The sequence below is a fragment of the Kaistia defluvii genome (genome assembly GCF_040548815.1).
GTDB classification, from domain to species: Bacteria; Pseudomonadota; Alphaproteobacteria; order Rhizobiales; family Kaistiaceae; genus Kaistia; species Kaistia defluvii_A.
The window spans coordinates 2,433,051-2,447,295 of record NZ_JBEPSM010000001.1 but is presented as its reverse complement, the minus strand read 5'-3'; the positions used below and the strand labels follow the sequence as shown (position 1 = coordinate 2,447,295).

Annotated in this window: 14 protein-coding genes; 7 read left to right on the top strand and 7 right to left on the bottom strand. The window is 65.4% G+C overall.

Annotation, left to right across the window (positions count from 1 at the left end; all coding sequences use genetic code 11):
• Position 1: 1 nt before the first annotated feature.
• From ABIE08_RS11470 to ABIE08_RS11455, 4 genes are read right to left on the bottom strand one after another with little or no spacing between them, the layout of a single operon-like run.
• On the bottom strand, positions 2-1,360 hold the full coding sequence (locus tag ABIE08_RS11470) for a sensor histidine kinase (protein WP_354551052.1): 1,359 nt from the start codon (positions 1,358-1,360) through the stop codon (positions 2-4).
• Positions 1,353-2,033: a response regulator transcription factor gene (locus ABIE08_RS11465; protein ID WP_354551051.1), complete on the bottom strand. Its 681-nt coding sequence runs from the start codon at positions 2,031-2,033 to the stop codon at positions 1,353-1,355. The genes ABIE08_RS11470 and ABIE08_RS11465 overlap by 8 nt, the downstream gene beginning before the upstream one ends.
• Positions 2,030-2,605, bottom strand: a complete 576-nt coding sequence (locus ABIE08_RS11460) for a cytochrome b/b6 domain-containing protein (RefSeq protein ID WP_436409524.1) — start codon at positions 2,603-2,605, stop codon at positions 2,030-2,032. The genes ABIE08_RS11465 and ABIE08_RS11460 overlap by 4 nt, the downstream gene beginning before the upstream one ends.
• Positions 2,598-2,879: a PepSY domain-containing protein gene (locus ABIE08_RS11455; protein ID WP_354551050.1), complete on the bottom strand. Its 282-nt coding sequence runs from the start codon at positions 2,877-2,879 to the stop codon at positions 2,598-2,600. The genes ABIE08_RS11460 and ABIE08_RS11455 overlap by 8 nt, the downstream gene beginning before the upstream one ends.
• A gap of 268 nt (positions 2,880-3,147) precedes the next feature.
• Between ABIE08_RS11455 and ABIE08_RS11450 the strand changes: the two genes are divergently transcribed.
• Positions 3,148-4,035 carry a cation diffusion facilitator family transporter gene (locus ABIE08_RS11450; protein WP_354551049.1) on the top strand — a complete coding sequence of 296 codons (888 nt, stop codon included), beginning with the start codon at positions 3,148-3,150 and terminating at the stop codon, positions 4,033-4,035.
• A gap of 48 nt (positions 4,036-4,083) precedes the next feature.
• On the top strand, positions 4,084-4,704 hold the full coding sequence (locus tag ABIE08_RS11445; protein WP_354551048.1) for a hypothetical protein: 621 nt from the start codon (positions 4,084-4,086) through the stop codon (positions 4,702-4,704).
• Positions 4,705-4,733: 29 nt separating this feature from the next.
• Here ABIE08_RS11445 and ABIE08_RS11440 read toward each other — a convergent pair whose 3' ends face one another.
• From ABIE08_RS11440 to ABIE08_RS11430, 3 genes are all read right to left on the bottom strand, one after another.
• Positions 4,734-6,410 carry an EAL domain-containing protein gene (locus ABIE08_RS11440; protein ID WP_354551046.1) on the bottom strand — a complete coding sequence of 559 codons (1,677 nt, stop codon included), beginning with the start codon at positions 6,408-6,410 and terminating at the stop codon, positions 4,734-4,736.
• Positions 6,411-7,045: 635 nt separating this feature from the next.
• Entirely contained in the window at positions 7,046-7,702 is a 657-nt protein-coding gene (locus tag ABIE08_RS11435; RefSeq protein ID WP_354551045.1) for a TetR/AcrR family transcriptional regulator, read from the bottom strand.
• Positions 7,703-7,844: 142 nt separating this feature from the next.
• Positions 7,845-8,789, bottom strand: coding sequence for a nucleoside hydrolase (locus ABIE08_RS11430; protein WP_354551044.1), 945 nt, complete (start codon positions 8,787-8,789; stop codon positions 7,845-7,847).
• 103 nt (positions 8,790-8,892) lie between these two features.
• On the opposite strand from ABIE08_RS11430, the gene ABIE08_RS11425 reads away from it, so the two are divergent.
• The 5 genes from ABIE08_RS11425 to ABIE08_RS11405 all read left to right on the top strand — a co-directional run bounded on the left by ABIE08_RS11425 (position 8,893) and on the right by ABIE08_RS11405 (position 14,161).
• Positions 8,893-9,906, top strand: a complete 1,014-nt coding sequence (locus ABIE08_RS11425) for an isopenicillin N synthase family dioxygenase (protein WP_354551042.1) — start codon at positions 8,893-8,895, stop codon at positions 9,904-9,906.
• An 84-nt stretch (positions 9,907-9,990) separates the two neighbouring features.
• Positions 9,991-11,319, top strand: coding sequence for an NAD(P)/FAD-dependent oxidoreductase (locus ABIE08_RS11420; RefSeq protein ID WP_354551041.1), 1,329 nt, complete (start codon positions 9,991-9,993; stop codon positions 11,317-11,319).
• A 161-nt stretch (positions 11,320-11,480) separates the two neighbouring features.
• Positions 11,481-12,341 carry an ABC transporter substrate-binding protein gene (locus ABIE08_RS11415; RefSeq protein WP_354551040.1) on the top strand — a complete coding sequence of 287 codons (861 nt, stop codon included), beginning with the start codon at positions 11,481-11,483 and terminating at the stop codon, positions 12,339-12,341.
• A gap of 75 nt (positions 12,342-12,416) precedes the next feature.
• A complete protein-coding gene (locus ABIE08_RS11410) occupies positions 12,417-13,361 on the top strand; it encodes an amino acid ABC transporter permease (protein ID WP_354551038.1) in 945 nt (314 codons plus the stop codon).
• Positions 13,358-14,161 (top strand): amino acid ABC transporter ATP-binding protein, encoded by an 804-nt coding sequence (locus ABIE08_RS11405; protein ID WP_436409523.1) that lies wholly within the window; start codon positions 13,358-13,360, stop codon positions 14,159-14,161. Before ABIE08_RS11410 ends, ABIE08_RS11405 begins: the two co-directional genes overlap by 4 nt.
• Positions 14,162-14,245: the final 84 nt, after the last annotated feature.

The following is a 14,245-nucleotide window of genomic DNA, read 5'->3' as shown; positions in this document are numbered from 1 at the left end:
CTCATGGCGCGGGCTTGGGAGCCAGCGGCGGGAAGGTCAGCACGGCCATCGTGCCGGTCGCCGGATCGGCCGAGATCGCGAAACGGCCGTCATGCAGCGCGGCGATCCGCTTGACGATCTCAAGGCCCATGCCGAGGCTGTCACCGGCCTTGGCCATCGGCGCATCGTCGCCTGTCGCGGCGTGATAGAGGCCCGCCTTGTCGACCACCGCGATCCGGGGGCCCGGGCCGGCGCCAAGCTCGATCTCGGTGCCGGGCGGCGTATGCGTGACGGCGTTGGTGATGAGGTTCATCAGGGCGTCCTCCAGGAGCCCACGATCCCCCAGCATGGCCCCGGCGTCGTTTTCCACGAAGGCGATCGCGTGCGCATGATCGTAGACCCAGGGCCCCATGGAGGCCACCACGCCCCGGCCAAGCTGGGCCAGGTCGATCGGCTTGAAGCCCTTGCGTTCGATCGCCTCGAGGCGGCCGAGCGCCGTGATCTGGCCGACGAACCGGGCGAGCCCCTCGACGTCCTTTTCCATGCGCCGGGCGCGGGGACTGTCGATCTGGCCGAGCTCGAGCTGCAACATGGCGAGCGGCGTGCGGATCTCATGCGCGACGGCCGTGGTGAACAGCTTCTGTTCGCGCATCAGCCGCCCGATCCGCGCGAGCGAGCGATTGACCGCCACGCCCAGTTCCGCGACTTCCCTCGGCATCTGGCTGATGTCGATCTTGTGCTCCGGGTCGAGCGGGTCGATGGCTCCGGCCTGGCGCGCCGCCGCCTTGACCGGCCGCATCGCGAGCCAGGTCGAGACGAGCGAACCGCCCAGGACCAGCACCAGTTGCAGCAGCATGGGGATGGCGAGGTGATCGGCGAATTCGTGACCCAGTGCGCGCCACATCACCGCTTCGTTCTTGTCGAGGATGGCGATCTCGATCACCACTTCCTGGCCGTCGATCTGCATGGACCGTCCGCCCGCCACGGCGATCGGCTTGCCCTGGCTCAGAAGCCGTGTCCAGCGATCCGGCGGATCGATCTCCTCAGGCAGCAGATGCTCGCGGCATTGATCACCGCAATTCGAGAAGATCCGCGTGCCATCGAGGGTTCGGATGCGGGCGACGCGGGTGGGGCTGTCGGGGCCGAACCCTCCGATCGAAGCCGGCAACTCGAAGGCCCACTGGCCATCCTTGCGGGAGATGCCCTGCGCCAGCAGTGCCGTCTCGCGCTCGATCATCAGCGAGCCGAGTTCGGAATCGTCGAAATAATAGTCGGCGAAGACGATGACGAGTTGCGCCGCCATCGCCACGACGGCGAAGAAGACGATGCGCCAGGCGATCGTCGCGACCAGGCCGGGCCGGCGCGCCGCCCGCTCAGCCATGGGTGAGGTCCCGCAGGAGATAGCCGGCGCCGCGCACCGTCTCGATCGCCAGGCCGGCCTCGATTCCCTCCAGCCGCTTGCGAAGCCTCGATATGGCAAGCTCGATGGCATTGGCGGAGAGCTCATCGCCGAATTCGGAGAGCTTCGCCTCGATCCGCTCCTTGGGTACGACCGTTCCGGCGTTGCGCAGCAGCACGGCGAGCACCGAGCGCTCGCGCGGCGAGAGCGCGACGGTCTCCCCGGCGCAGGACAGGACGGCGCTGGTCGGGTCGAAGGCGACATGGCCCAGCTCGATCAGGTCGGCGACATGCGCCGGCGCGCGCCGCAGCAGCGCGCGGCAACGCGCCAGCAGCTCGAAATGGTTGAACGGCTTGACCAGATAGTCGTCCGCGCCGGCGTCGAGGCCGGCGATCCGTTCATCCACCGCGCCGCGCGCGGTCATTATCAGGACGGGGATGGTGTGGCCATCGGCGCGGATGCCGCGGACCAGATCGAGCCCGTCGCCATCCGGCAGGCCGAGGTCGACGAGCAGCAGGTCATAGGGCGCGACCGCGATGGCGGCGCGGGCGTCGGCGACCGTTTCGACGCCGTCCACGCGCCATTCCGCCTTGTGGATGGTTTCAATGAGGAGCTCGCGAAGGCGCGGGCTGTCTTCGACGAGCAGGATCCTCATGCCTTCTTGCGACCCGTCACCATCGACAAAACCAGGTTCTCGCGATGCCGGAAGCTCTCGAACAGCGCGGCGGCGGCATGGAACAGCGCGAGCACCATGATGGCATTTGCCAGCGTGCCATGCACTTCCTGCAGCCAGTCCTCGCCCCAGAAAGCGTCGAGGCCCATCATCCAACCGGTCAAGCATACGCCCGACAGCAGGACCATGAGAAGGATCATCATGACCGCGCCGGCGGGATTGTGACCCAGGTGGCGTGGCTCGCGGCGTTGGACCAGGGCGCGCAGATAGGGCAGCAGTCGGCGCGGCGTCGGGAAGAAATCGGAAAAGCGGGCATGGCGCGTGCCGATGAAGCCCCACACCAGGCGGATCGCCAGTGCCGCGGCGACCGTATAGCCGGCGGCGCGATGCAGCGCGTGGCCGGGTTCCAGAATGAACAGGTTGAGGATGCAGGCGGTGACGATGGTCCAGTGAAAGAGCCGGACGATCGGGTCCCAGACGCGGATCGTGGCCGCCCCTTTCGGGGCGACCGGGCAATCCGTGGGCGAGACACTTGTCTCGCCGCGATCAATCACCGATCTCGGCCTTCACGATGGAGCCGTCGACCGGGTTGAAATAGACCTCGGCCTTCTTGTTGGCCTTGTCGTAGCCATAGATCTCGTAGCACGAGCCCGTGACCTTGAAGGTCTTGATCTTCTGGTAGCCCATGTCGGCGATCTTCGCCTTCATGGCCTCCTGGCTCATCCAGGCCGATTTGGGCTCCTTGGTGCAGGTGGGGCCGGCAAGGGCGACGCCGGCCAGGAGCGGCAGCGACAGGGCGGCGAGGGCGACAGTCGAGACAATACGCATGGGAAACTCCGGGGTTGCTGTTTCGCACGGCCACCGGCCGGCCAACGCAATGTGGCGGAACGAGCTGTCAGTCCGCTGTCAGGCGGCGATTCCGATCCGGACACCCGGCGGGGAGGGGCTCTCGCGGCGATCTCGCAAGGGCGCCCTTTCTTGTGGGCGCGCTCCTTCAGGACCGGCTTTCGCCGCTTTCGTCCGGCAAGGACGTCACACTACCAAGGCATGCTAGACTTGCCCGACCCGCCCCGCGCCAATGCACTCGAAGGTTTCCATGAAAAAGGCCATGAAGTTCGCGATCGGCAGCCTGGCTGTGAGCTTCGTCGTGCTGGGCATCAAGTATGTCGCCTTCGCCGTCACGGGCAGCCTCGCGCTCTATTCGGACTTCCTGGAAAGCATCATCAATGTCGGCACCTCGGTGGCCGCCATCGTCGCCATCCGTGTTTCCGCCCTCCCGGCCGACGCCAATCATCCGTTCGGCCACCACAAGGCCGAGTATCTTTCGGCGGTGCTGATCGGGGTGATGATCATCGTCGCTTCGCTCCTGATCTTCCATGAGGCGTGGGCCGGCTTTCTGGACCCGAAGCCGATCGAGGCGCCGGCGCTCGGCCTGACCATCAGCATGGGTGCGACCGCGATCAATGCCTTCTGGGGGCTGCTGATCATTCGCTTCGGGCGGCGCGCCCGCTCGGCATCGCTCGTGGCCGACGGCAAGCATATGCTGGCCGATGTGGTGACCTCGCTGGGCGTCCTGGTCGGCGTCGTCCTGGTGGTCGTCACCGGCATGGTGGTGCTCGACGCGGCGATCGCGGCGCTGGTGGGGCTGCATATCCTCTGGAGCGGCTATGGCGTGCTGCGCGAAAGCGCCAGCGCGCTGCTCGATGAAGCGGTTCCGGCCAAGACTCTGGATACGATACGCGGCATTATCTCCACCCAGGCGCCGGAAGCGATCGAGGCCCATGACCTCCGGACCCGGCATGCCGGGGCGGCCACCTTCATCGATTTCCACCTGGTGGTGGACAGCGAAATGAAGATCGCGACGGCCCATGCGGTCTGCGACCGCTTGGAATCAGCGCTGGAAGCCGCGGTTGACGGCGCCGTGGTCAGTATCCATGTCGAGCCGGCAAACAAGGCCAAGCATAAGGGAATTGTCGTCCTATGATCGTTGCTGCTGCCCATGCCAAGCCGACCAGGCCTGACGGTGCCCAACATGACTGAGCTGCTGACGGGGCTGGTGCGCCCGACGGATGTGCCCTTTCCCGACCGGCTGCGCCTTGCAGCCGAGCTGGCTGCGCAGATGCATGAGGCGGGGCTGATCCGGGCCGACCGGCTTGCCGATGCCCCGCACGACATCGCGACCTATGGCGACTTCACCAAGGACGGCCGTGAACTGGGCCGGGACCTGGCGCGCTATGAGGCGTGGCGCTGCAACGATGCCGTCTATGCCGCCCTCGACGGCTACGGCCGCTTGCTGGCCGAGCGGCTGGAGGCGCTTCAGCTGCGCTGGGCGGCCGAGAACGAGATCCAGCCGAGATTTCGCGTCGGCGACCGAGTTGTCTGGCCCAAGGTCCGCGGCCAGGACAATATGGGAACGGTGGTGTCGATCGAGCCGGGTGGACGCTATTCGATCCAGCACGACAACGCGGCGAAGACCGGTTCGTCCTTGCGGTTCCTGGTTGATTTCGAGGCGTGCCGCGCCGAGGGAGAGCCTGCACCGTCACGGCTTTCTTCGCTGAAGGGGCTTCCCGGCAAAATATGGGCGGCGATCTCCGCGCTGCTCGCCCTGGAGGCGATGGACTTCACCATGCGGGTCGGCCTGCTGCTTCCCTAGATCGCGTGCTCGGGAGGGGTAATCCCGATTCAGACGCCCTTGCCCAGAGATCCCACACGCCGTCCGTGGTTCTGGCAAAGCGACCAGGGCAGTTGATTGGAATTGGCGAAGGCGAGCAGACTTCCGGCAGGGACACTGGCGCTATAGCGCCAGCCCTGGGCAAAATTGGCTCCCGACAACTGGAAGTAGCTCTCCTGCTCCTCCGTCTCGATGCCCTCGACGATCACGGAGATTCCGAGGTCCTTTGCCATGCCGAGGATCGAGGGAATCAGCCGGGCCCGGATGGTGTCGCTGCCGACGCTCTGCGTGAAGATCATGTCGACCTTGATCGTGTCGACCGACAGTTCTCCCAGATAGGCCAGGTTGCTGTATCCGGTGCCGAAGTCGTCGATATAGATCCGGTAGCCCTTGGCATGCAGCGCCCGGATCGTCGCCATGGCGCCTGGCGTGTCGATCGGCTGCCTCTCGGTCAGTTCCAGCGCGATGCGCCGGGGATTGATGCCCTTGGCGACGATATGGGTCTCCAGGGCCAGCAGGAATCGTGGGTCCGTCAGGTCCCGCGACACGATGTTGATGCTGATCACAAAATCCGGCTCGTCGCTGAGCAGGCTGCGCAGTTCCCGGCTCGCCGTTTCGATGGCAAAGCAGGTCAGGTCGGTAATCAGCGCGCTTTGTTCCGCGCAGGCGATGAAGGCCGTCGGTGGGATTTTCTCGTTCGAGCGTAGCGTCCAGCGCATCAAGGCTTCCGCGCCGGATACCCGGCCGCTGCCAAGATCGACGATCGGCTGGTATTCGAGCGAGATTTCACCGGTGCCGAGCGCGCGCCGCAGCCGATTTTCGAAGGTCGCCCGCCTGCGCTGGGCCTGGAGGATAAAAAGCGCGACGCCAGTTCCGATCGCCGAGCCCAGCAGGACCAGCAGGACAATCGGCAGGCTGAATTCGCGCCAGATTTCTTTCAGCCCAATCACTTGTACCTGGCAGACAAACGAGCTTTCCAAGCATTCCGCAAAAATGATGTGCAGCCCTTTGCGGATCGGCGTGTGCGAAAGCAGTGCGGCAGCGCTGAGGCCTACCCGGGGCCCGTAAATCGTCGTGACGGCCCCGGACAGGGGATTGACCAAAACCGTGCTGATCGGGCTGCCGCCCCGGCTCTGCTGGCCGGTGGGGGCGACCATCAGACTGAAATTTCCCTTCATGATGATGGTTGACTTCACCCCGGGAGCCGAGGGCAGTTCGACGTTGCGCCAGGTCTCCGCGCCACTGACCGCGCGAAAGAGTGGAGGGCCGAAGGAATCGATGGAAACCCGGACCTGGCCCGCACCGCTGCTGCACAGGACGACATTGCCCTGCCGGTAGGCCGCGTCGCGGATCGTATAGCTTTCCAGCACGATGGCCCGCATTTCGGCGAGAAAGTCCGGCGAGCACCGGTCTGCGGAAATGGCTTCCAGTCTGTCGAACGCTCCCTGGATTTCTCCGCCCTGCAAACGCAACCGGTTGGTGGAAGGGCCCCCGCTCGCGTGCAGGCTAGGCAAAATATAAGTGTAGAGACCCAAGAGCGTGGCAATCAGCCCGACGCATGCGCCGTCGACAATTCCGGCGATTAACCAAGTCAAGGTCGCCGCTAAGCTTGGGCCGCCATAGCTAAGGTTGGTTCGTTCAACGTTAGGAATGGAGAGTCGGGGCAGCCGAACAGGGATCCAGTGCATTGGGTCATCTTCTCGGCCAGATTTTCATATCGATTAAAACAGAAATTTAAATCATCTCTAGTCCTTGTCTTATATGAGAATTTCTGAAGCCCATCCGGGATCCCACGAAATACGGGCGGCCCAGGTGGCGGACAGCGCCCCGCCGCTCCTCGCTCCATGCCCCAGGGTGAGGCCGGGGAGGGAGTGGGGCCTGTCGCGATAGCGCCAGGCGCGGCATCCAAAGGGCTGAAGCTTCTCTCGATACGGATCGAAAAGCCGCGGGTGGCGCCTTACGGGCCCCTTGCTGTCTCGATGGGGGAGTAGGCTTCGATCCGTCGTGTCAGGGGCCGGCGGAGCGACATGGCGTCCGCGAGACGGAAGCTAGGGCGCGCCGACGTTCCGATGTGCGGACCGGCCCAGGATCAGATCCATGCGTCGCAAAATCAGCGCAGACCGCCCCAGCGCAAAAGCGCCCGCTTCGAGCCTCTCCTGCAGGGAGAGGGCGGAATCGGAGAGGCCGGGGACGGGATGGTACGGGCGATGGATCATGGTCGCCGCAGGTGTGGGCTACTTGGCCGACGCTGTCGACTGCCCTTTCGTGAACAGCACGTTCACCGAACGGCATCTGCACTGGTCTGACGCTTCAGGGCGCCCGCTCAGCCGTCCTGGCGCTGCGGGGCGGCTTGCCGCGCCTCTGCCGCTTCGGCGTTGGGGCCGAGCAGGACCTTGCCATAGATCGGCTGGTAGCGCTTCCGGTCGGCGGCCGACTCGCGGAAATACAGCGTGTAGTGGCCGATCTGGTGGAAATAGGTGATGCGGGCGCGGACGAGCGCCTCGTCGGCCGGATAGTCGAGCGCCAGGAACGCCTTCTCCAGCAGCGAGATGCGTAGATCGTCCGCCGCCGCCATCTCGTCGGCGAGCTTGCGCGATCCGCGCGACCAATCGCGGACGGCCAAGTCGAGCAGCGGGCTGAACGGGTCCTCGTTGACCCAGGTCAGCACGATGATCTCGAAGAACACCAGCCCGTCTGGGTGCGGATTCCTAGCCAGCGCCTCGAACGGCCGGCAATTGCGCGCGCGCCATTCTTCCAGCAGGGCTTCGCGCAGGTCCTTGATGCTGGAGAAGTGGAAATAGAAGCTGCCGCGCGTCACCTTGAATTGCTTGGCCAGCACGTCGATCTTCACGTCGGCGATGCCGCGCTTTTCGAGAACCTTGAGCGCCGCGGCGATCCAGGCTTCGCGCGTCAATGTCTTGCGCCGAACGGCCGGCGTTTCCTTGGTGCCTTGCCTGGCAGGTCGGTCGGTCTTCGGCAAATCGCGCTCCAGCAATCGGTGACGTACAGGCGACAACCATAGCCCAGCGGCGCGGAGGTTGTGGCCGGAAAATCCGGCCACAACCTGTCCCGGTCCGGTCGGGACAGGCAGGACCTTGCGAGGAGAACGCGCCGGGGCTGCGTCAGTCGAGCGAACCGATGCGCTCCAGCATCAATTCGAAGAACGGCGCCGGATCGATCCGGCGCAGCACGTTGCAATTGCGGCGACGGCCGGTGACATGCCACCAGTCGACCACGGTCATGCCGATCGTCTCCGGCGAGACGATGTCGATGGTGACGTTGCACTGGCGCTGCTCGTAGATCTCCGGCGCCAGCAGATAGCCGGTGACGCAGGCGTCATGGATCGGCCGCGCCGTCGTCGCGAATTTGTGGCTGCCATACTGGCGATAGAAATCGGCCATGTTGGCCGCCTCGATCGCCGCCCGCTTGCCGGTCGCCCGCAGCCGGTCGAGCCATTCGACGGTCATTTCGGCGGTATAGGTGCAATCGATCGGGCACATTGTTACCGGCACGCCGGATTCAAACACGACATGGGCCGCGTGCGGGTCGACGAAGATGTTGAATTCCGCTGCCGGGGTCGCATTGCCGCCCTGGAAGAAGCCGCCGCCCATCAGGACCACTTCGCGCAGGCGCGGGATGATCCGAGGCTCCATGACCATCGCCATGGCGAGATTGGTCATCGGGCCGAGCGTGCAGACGGTCAGTTCGCCTTCCGGCGCCGCCATGATCGTGCGGACGAGATAGTTGACGGCGTGCTCGTCCTGCGCGGCGACTGACGGGGCAGGGAGGTCGGCACCATCCATGCCGGTTGGGCCATGCACATATTCGGCCGTCATCAGCTTCTTCACCATCGGCCCGGTGCAGCCCGCATAGACCGGGACGTCGGAGCGCCCGGCCAGCTCGACCACCTTGAGCGCATTCTCCGTCGTCAGCTTGAGCGGCACGTTGCCACCGACCGTCGTGACGCCCACCACCTCGAGTTCCCCAGGAGAGCCCAGGGCGAACAGGAGCGCGAAGGCGTCGTCCTGTCCCGGGTCGGTGTCGATGATGATCTTGCGCGGAGCCACGGCGTTTCCTTGTCGATGCTGTGGGAGGAAGGGCCTGACTATTGCCAAGCGACGCGATCCGAGAATACAGTACTGTATCTTATGTTCAAGATGGGAGGCTTGCATGGTTGCAGAGGCACGCGGAGATTTTTCGCACATTCCGATCCTCGACGTTTCGGGGCTGTATACCGGCGATCCCGCTGACGCCCGCGCCGTCGCCGAGACGCTGCGCGGCTATCTCGAGACGGTCGGCTTCCTGTATGTTTCGGGACACCGCGTCCCGCGCGAGGATGTCGAGGCCGTGCGCAGCATGAGCCGCGCCTTCTTCGCCCTCCCGGACGAGCAGAAGCTGAAGCTCAAGATCGACAAGAACTTCCGCGGCTACCTGCCCTTCAACGGCTCGACCATCGTCACGTCCTCGGTCGCCAAGGTCAGCAAGCCGAACCAGAGCGAATCCATCTTCTTCATGCACGAGGTCGCGGCTGACGATCCGGATGCGCTGGCCGGCAAGCCGCTGCAGGGTCCGAACCAGTGGCCGTCCGAGGCGGAACTGCCGGGCTTCCACGCCACGATCGATCGCTATGTCGCCGAAATGAGCGCGCTGGCCCGCGAACTGGTCGGCGCCATCTCGATCTCGCTCGGCCTGCCGCCCGAGAGCATGGATCGCTATTTCGAGAAGCCCACGACCTTCCTGCGCCTGCTGCACTATCCGACGCAGCCCGAGGAAGCCGGACTGTTCGGTTCCGCGCCGCATACCGATTACGGCTACATCACCCTGCTTGCGCAGGACGATGTCGGCGGGCTCGAGGTCAAGAACAAGGCCGGCGACTGGATCCCCGCGCCGCCGATTCCCGATACGTTCGTGATGAATGTCGGCGACATCCTCGCCCGCTGGTCCAACGACCTGTTCGTGTCGACGCCGCACCGCGTCATCAACCGCTCGGGCCGCGAGCGCTATTCGCAGCCCTTCTTCTTCGATCCCTCGATGGACGAGACGATTGAGGCGCTGCCGCCCTGCGTTCCGGCCGGCACGCAGCCCAAATACGAACCGGTCGTCTATCGCGACTATCTGATGGAGCGCATCGACAAGAATTATCACTACCGCAAGGGCGCGGCGGCTTCCTCCCAGGCGAGCTAGCGCGCAGGATCCTGCGCTGAGAACCCGGTGGGCCGGATGCATGACGTCCGGCCCACCGGCATCCTGACTGCGAAAGGACCAAGTTTGGGGCCACCCACTGATCCCGTCGGATCCTCCGACACCCAGCCGACATCGTCCGATGTCGTCGTCATTGGCGGCGGCATCATTGGTTTGAGCACGGCCCTGTTCCTTGCGCGGGAAGGGCTGTCCGTTGTCGTCTGTGAAAAGGGTCAGTTTGCCGGCGAGCAATCGAGCCGCAACTGGGGCTGGGTTCGCCGCATGGGCCGCGATCCGCGCGAGTTGCCGCTGGTCGTCGAGGCCATGCGCCTCTGGGACCAGATGGAGACGCTGGTCGGCCGCGATGTCGGCTTCCGGCGCACCGGCATCCTTTATCTCTGCGAGAACGATGCCGACGTGGCGCATCACCGGGGCTGGATCGCCCGCGCCGGCGCGCATGCGTTCGACACGCGGATCGTCTCCGGTCCGGAACTGGCGGTCTTGCTGCCCGGCGCCACCCGGCCGTTTCACGCTGCGCTCTACACCGCCAGCGACGGCCGCGCCGAGCCGCAGAAGGCCGCTCCGGCGATCGCCGCCGCGGCGGCGCGCGACGGCGCCGTGCTGCTGGCCGATTGCGCCGTGCGCGGGATCGAGACGAGCGGTGGCGCGATATCCGGCGTTGTCACCGAACGGGGCCGGATTGCGACGAAGCGGGTGGTCATCGCAGGCGGTATCTGGTCCAGCCAGCTTTGCCGGACCCTGGGGCTGCGCCTGCCGCAACTCGGCATTCGGTCCTCGGTGCTGCGCACCGCTCCCGTCGACGATGGTCCGGAGGGCGCCGCCTGGGGGCCGCGCTTCGCCTATCGCAAGCGCCTCGATGGGGGCTATACGATCGCCGATGGCAGCCGCAGCCTGCATGACGTGGTGCCGGACAGCTTTCGCTTCCTCGGCGATTTCGTGCCGATCCTGAAGCGCGAATGGCGCCACATGCGCCTCGGCTTCGGCGCGCCGCTCGTGGCCGGCCTGCGCCAGAGCCTGCGTGGCGCCGAGGGCGCGGCGAAGGCCTTCGAACAGATGCGAACGCTCGATCCGCAACCCCGCCAGCGCCAGCTCGCCGCCGCCTATGCCGCGCTGCAGGACGTGTTCCCGGTTTTCAAGACTGTGCCCGTGGTGCAGCAATGGGCCGGCATGATCGACGCCACGCCCGATGCGGTGCCTGTGATCTCGACCGTACAGACCCATCCGGGCCTGGTGATCGCCACGGGCTTTTCGGGGCATGGCTTCGGCATCGGTCCGGCGGCCGGGCGGCTCGCGGCGGATCTGGTCACGGGCGCGACGCCGATCGTCGATCCGCGCGCTTTTCGCTATGAGCGCTTCATCGATGGCACGCGGCCGCAACCGACGACGGGGGTCTGAGGCGAAGGCGCGCTTTGAACCGCCGCGGGTCGGCATCCAGATTGACGATTTTCGAAATCCAAACCCGCCCCGGAGAGTGCGGGCTGGATTGCGGGGAAGCCCCACCGTTTGGGTGGGGGACGAGACAACGGACTTCCAGGAGTGATCGAGAGGAGATGATTATGAACCGATATCTGAAACCGATGGCAGGGCTGGGAATTGCGCTGGGGCTGGCGGCTTGGTCCGCGGCACCGGCGTCGGCCGAGATCGCCAAGTCGCCCGAGGTAGCCCAGACGGGCACGCTGGCGATCGCCAACACGCTCGACTTCGCGCCGTTCGAGTATCTCGATGCCGATGGCCAGCAGACGGGCATCATCATCGAACTGGCCGGCGAGGTCGCCAAGCTGGTCGGAGCCAAGCTCGACATCCAGCGCACGCCCTTTCCCTCGATGATCCCCGGCCTTTCCGCCGGTCGTTTCAAGATCGCCTGGGAGACCTTCTCGGCCAATGAGGATCGCCTGAAGCAGGTCGATTTCGTCATGTTCCTGAAGGCGGGCGTGGCGGCATCGACGGCGCCGGACCTGGTCGCCTCCTTCACCGGCGACCATCCGCTTTGCGGCAAGCGCGTCGGCGTCTCGGCCGGCACCGCTTCCGACTTCCTCGTCGACAAGCTGGATGCCGAGTGCAAGGCCGCCAACCTGCCGCCGATCCAGAAGTCGGTCTTCAACGCCTCGACCGACATCATCCAGGCCGTTCTGTCCGGCCGCATCGATGCGCGCCTCGACGACGCCACCGCGTCCAGCTATTTCGAGGTGACGAGCAAGGGCAAGCTGGTCGTGCTGCCGGAGCTCTATGACGTCGCGCCGCTCGGCATGGCGGTCGCCAAGGGCGACGCTGCCACCCAGACGATGATGATCGAGGCGCTTTCGGAGCTGTTCCAGAACGGCACCTACCAGAAGATCCTCGACAAGTACGGCATGGGCAAATACGCCATCCGGGAACCCTATCTGGTCGACAGCATGGACAAGGTCCGCAAGGACTGAGTTTGTCGGCGCCGGGCGTCACGGCGTCCGGCGCCGCTCCCATCGACACCCCCAAAGCTTCGAGGAACCGTGCGGATGAGCCTGGTCGAGCCGAAAAACACTACCGGGCTTCCATTGGATCTACCCGTTGAAGAACTGGTCGTGGTGCCGCGCCGGCGCTATGGCATCTGGATCGGCATCGCGATCGCGATGCTGTTCGCCTTCTTCATCGGCAAGGCGTTCGCGACCAATCCCGCCTTCGATTGGGGAACGGCTGCCAACTACCTGTTCCATCCCTCGATCATGCGCGGTCTCGGCAAGACGCTGCTGCTGACGGTCGTGATCATGGCGGCGGCCATCGTGATCGGCACGATCATCGCCATCATGCGCGTCTCGCCGAGCGCGGTGCTGCAGACCTTCGCCAGCGCTTACGTCTGGTTCTTCCGCGGCGTTCCCGCGCTGATCCAGCTGATCTTCTGGTTCAACCTGTCGCTGCTGTTCCGCACGGCGTCGCTGTCGATCCCGGGCATCGGGACGGTCTTTTCGGTCAATACCAACGACTTCATGACGCCCTTCGTCTCGGCCGTCGTCGCGCTGTCGCTCTGCGAGGCGGGCTATCTGGCCGAGATCATCCGCGCCGGCATCAAGTCGGTGCCGCATGGCCAGTTCGAGGCGGCGAGCGGCCTCGGCATGTCCTACCGGCAGATCCTGCGCCGGATCATCCTGCCGCAGGCGATGCGCTTCATCGTGCCGCCGACCGGCAACGAGGCGATCAGCCTGCTGAAGATGACGTCGCTCGTCACCTTCATCGCCGTCGACGACCTGTTCTATACCGCGCAGAGCATCTATGCCCGCACCTTCGAGACTATACCGCTGCTGATCGTCGTGGCGTTCTGGTACCTGTTCGTGGTGACGGTGATGTCGATCGGGCAGCACTTCCTCGAGCGCTATTACGGCCGCAGCGACCGCCGCCAGGAGAACCCGCTGATCCGGCTGCTGCAATCGATGCTTGGTTCTCGCAAGGGGAGTGTCCAGCCATGACGTCTCAGGGGGAAAGCCGCGCCCGCTTCGGCGTGCCGGCGGATGCGATGGTCTTCGCGCGCTCCGTCCGCAAGTCCTATGGCTCGCTGGATGTCCTGAAGGGCATCGACCTGACCGTTCCCAAGGGTTCGGTCGCCTGCATCATCGGGCCGTCCGGCTCGGGCAAGAGCACCTTCCTGCGCTGCATCAACCACCTCGAGCAATTGACCGGCGGCGTGCTGCTCGTCGATGGCGAGTTCGTCGGCTACGATCTTCGCGACGGCAAGCTCTACGAGGTGAAGGACAGCCTGCTCTGCAAGCGCCGCGCCGATATCGGCATGGTGTTCCAGTCGTTCAACCTGTTCTCGCACATGACCGTGATGGAGAACCTGATCGAGGCGCCGACCCGCGTGCGCGGAATGCCCGTCGCCGAGGCCAAGGCGAGCGCCGAGGTGCTGCTGGCGCGCGTCGGCCTTTCCGACAAGGCCGGTCGCTATCCGCGGGAACTCTCCGGCGGCCAGCAGCAGCGCGTCGCGATCGCCCGCGCGCTCGCCATGAACCCCAAGGTGCTGCTGTTCGATGAGCCGACCTCGGCTCTCGACCCGGAACTGGTCGGCGAGGTGCTGCAGGTGATGCGCGACCTGGCCGAGAGCGGCATGACCATGGTGGTGGTGACGCACGAGATCGGCTTCGCCCGCGAAGTCGGCGACGACCTGATCTTCATGGACGAGGGCGTCATCGTCGAGCGCGGCGAACCGCGCGAGGTCATCGCCAACCCGCAATCGGCCCGCACTCGCGAATTCCTCTCGCGCGTGCTGTAGCGCGGCTTTCCTCCACTCCGTCTGGCGGCACGCATCGCGCTGGGGCTTCGCGCCGCCAGCGCTCGCGCCCGCTTTGGCGCTGTT

What these genes read in the sequence shown, in the direction of transcription:
- ABIE08_RS11410 (WP_354551038.1), top strand. Translation starts at nt 12,417, where the DNA reads ATGAGCCTGGTCGAGCCGAAAAACACTACCGGGCTTCCATTGGATCTA.
- ABIE08_RS11470 (WP_354551052.1), bottom strand. Translation starts at nt 1,360, where the DNA reads ATGGCTGAGCGGGCGGCGCGCCGGCCCGGCCTGGTCGCGACGATCGCC.
- ABIE08_RS11465 (WP_354551051.1), bottom strand. Translation starts at nt 2,033, where the DNA reads ATGAGGATCCTGCTCGTCGAAGACAGCCCGCGCCTTCGCGAGCTCCTC.
- ABIE08_RS11445 (WP_354551048.1), top strand. Translation starts at nt 4,084, where the DNA reads ATGACTGAGCTGCTGACGGGGCTGGTGCGCCCGACGGATGTGCCCTTT.
- ABIE08_RS11455 (WP_354551050.1), bottom strand. Translation starts at nt 2,879, where the DNA reads ATGCGTATTGTCTCGACTGTCGCCCTCGCCGCCCTGTCGCTGCCGCTC.
- ABIE08_RS11440 (WP_354551046.1), bottom strand. Translation starts at nt 6,410, where the DNA reads ATGCACTGGATCCCTGTTCGGCTGCCCCGACTCTCCATTCCTAACGTT.
- ABIE08_RS11405 (WP_436409523.1), top strand. Translation starts at nt 13,358, where the DNA reads ATGACGTCTCAGGGGGAAAGCCGCGCCCGCTTCGGCGTGCCGGCGGAT.
- ABIE08_RS11425 (WP_354551042.1), top strand. Translation starts at nt 8,893, where the DNA reads ATGGTTGCAGAGGCACGCGGAGATTTTTCGCACATTCCGATCCTCGAC.
- ABIE08_RS11415 (WP_354551040.1), top strand. Translation starts at nt 11,481, where the DNA reads ATGAACCGATATCTGAAACCGATGGCAGGGCTGGGAATTGCGCTGGGG.
- ABIE08_RS11450 (WP_354551049.1), top strand. Translation starts at nt 3,148, where the DNA reads ATGAAAAAGGCCATGAAGTTCGCGATCGGCAGCCTGGCTGTGAGCTTC.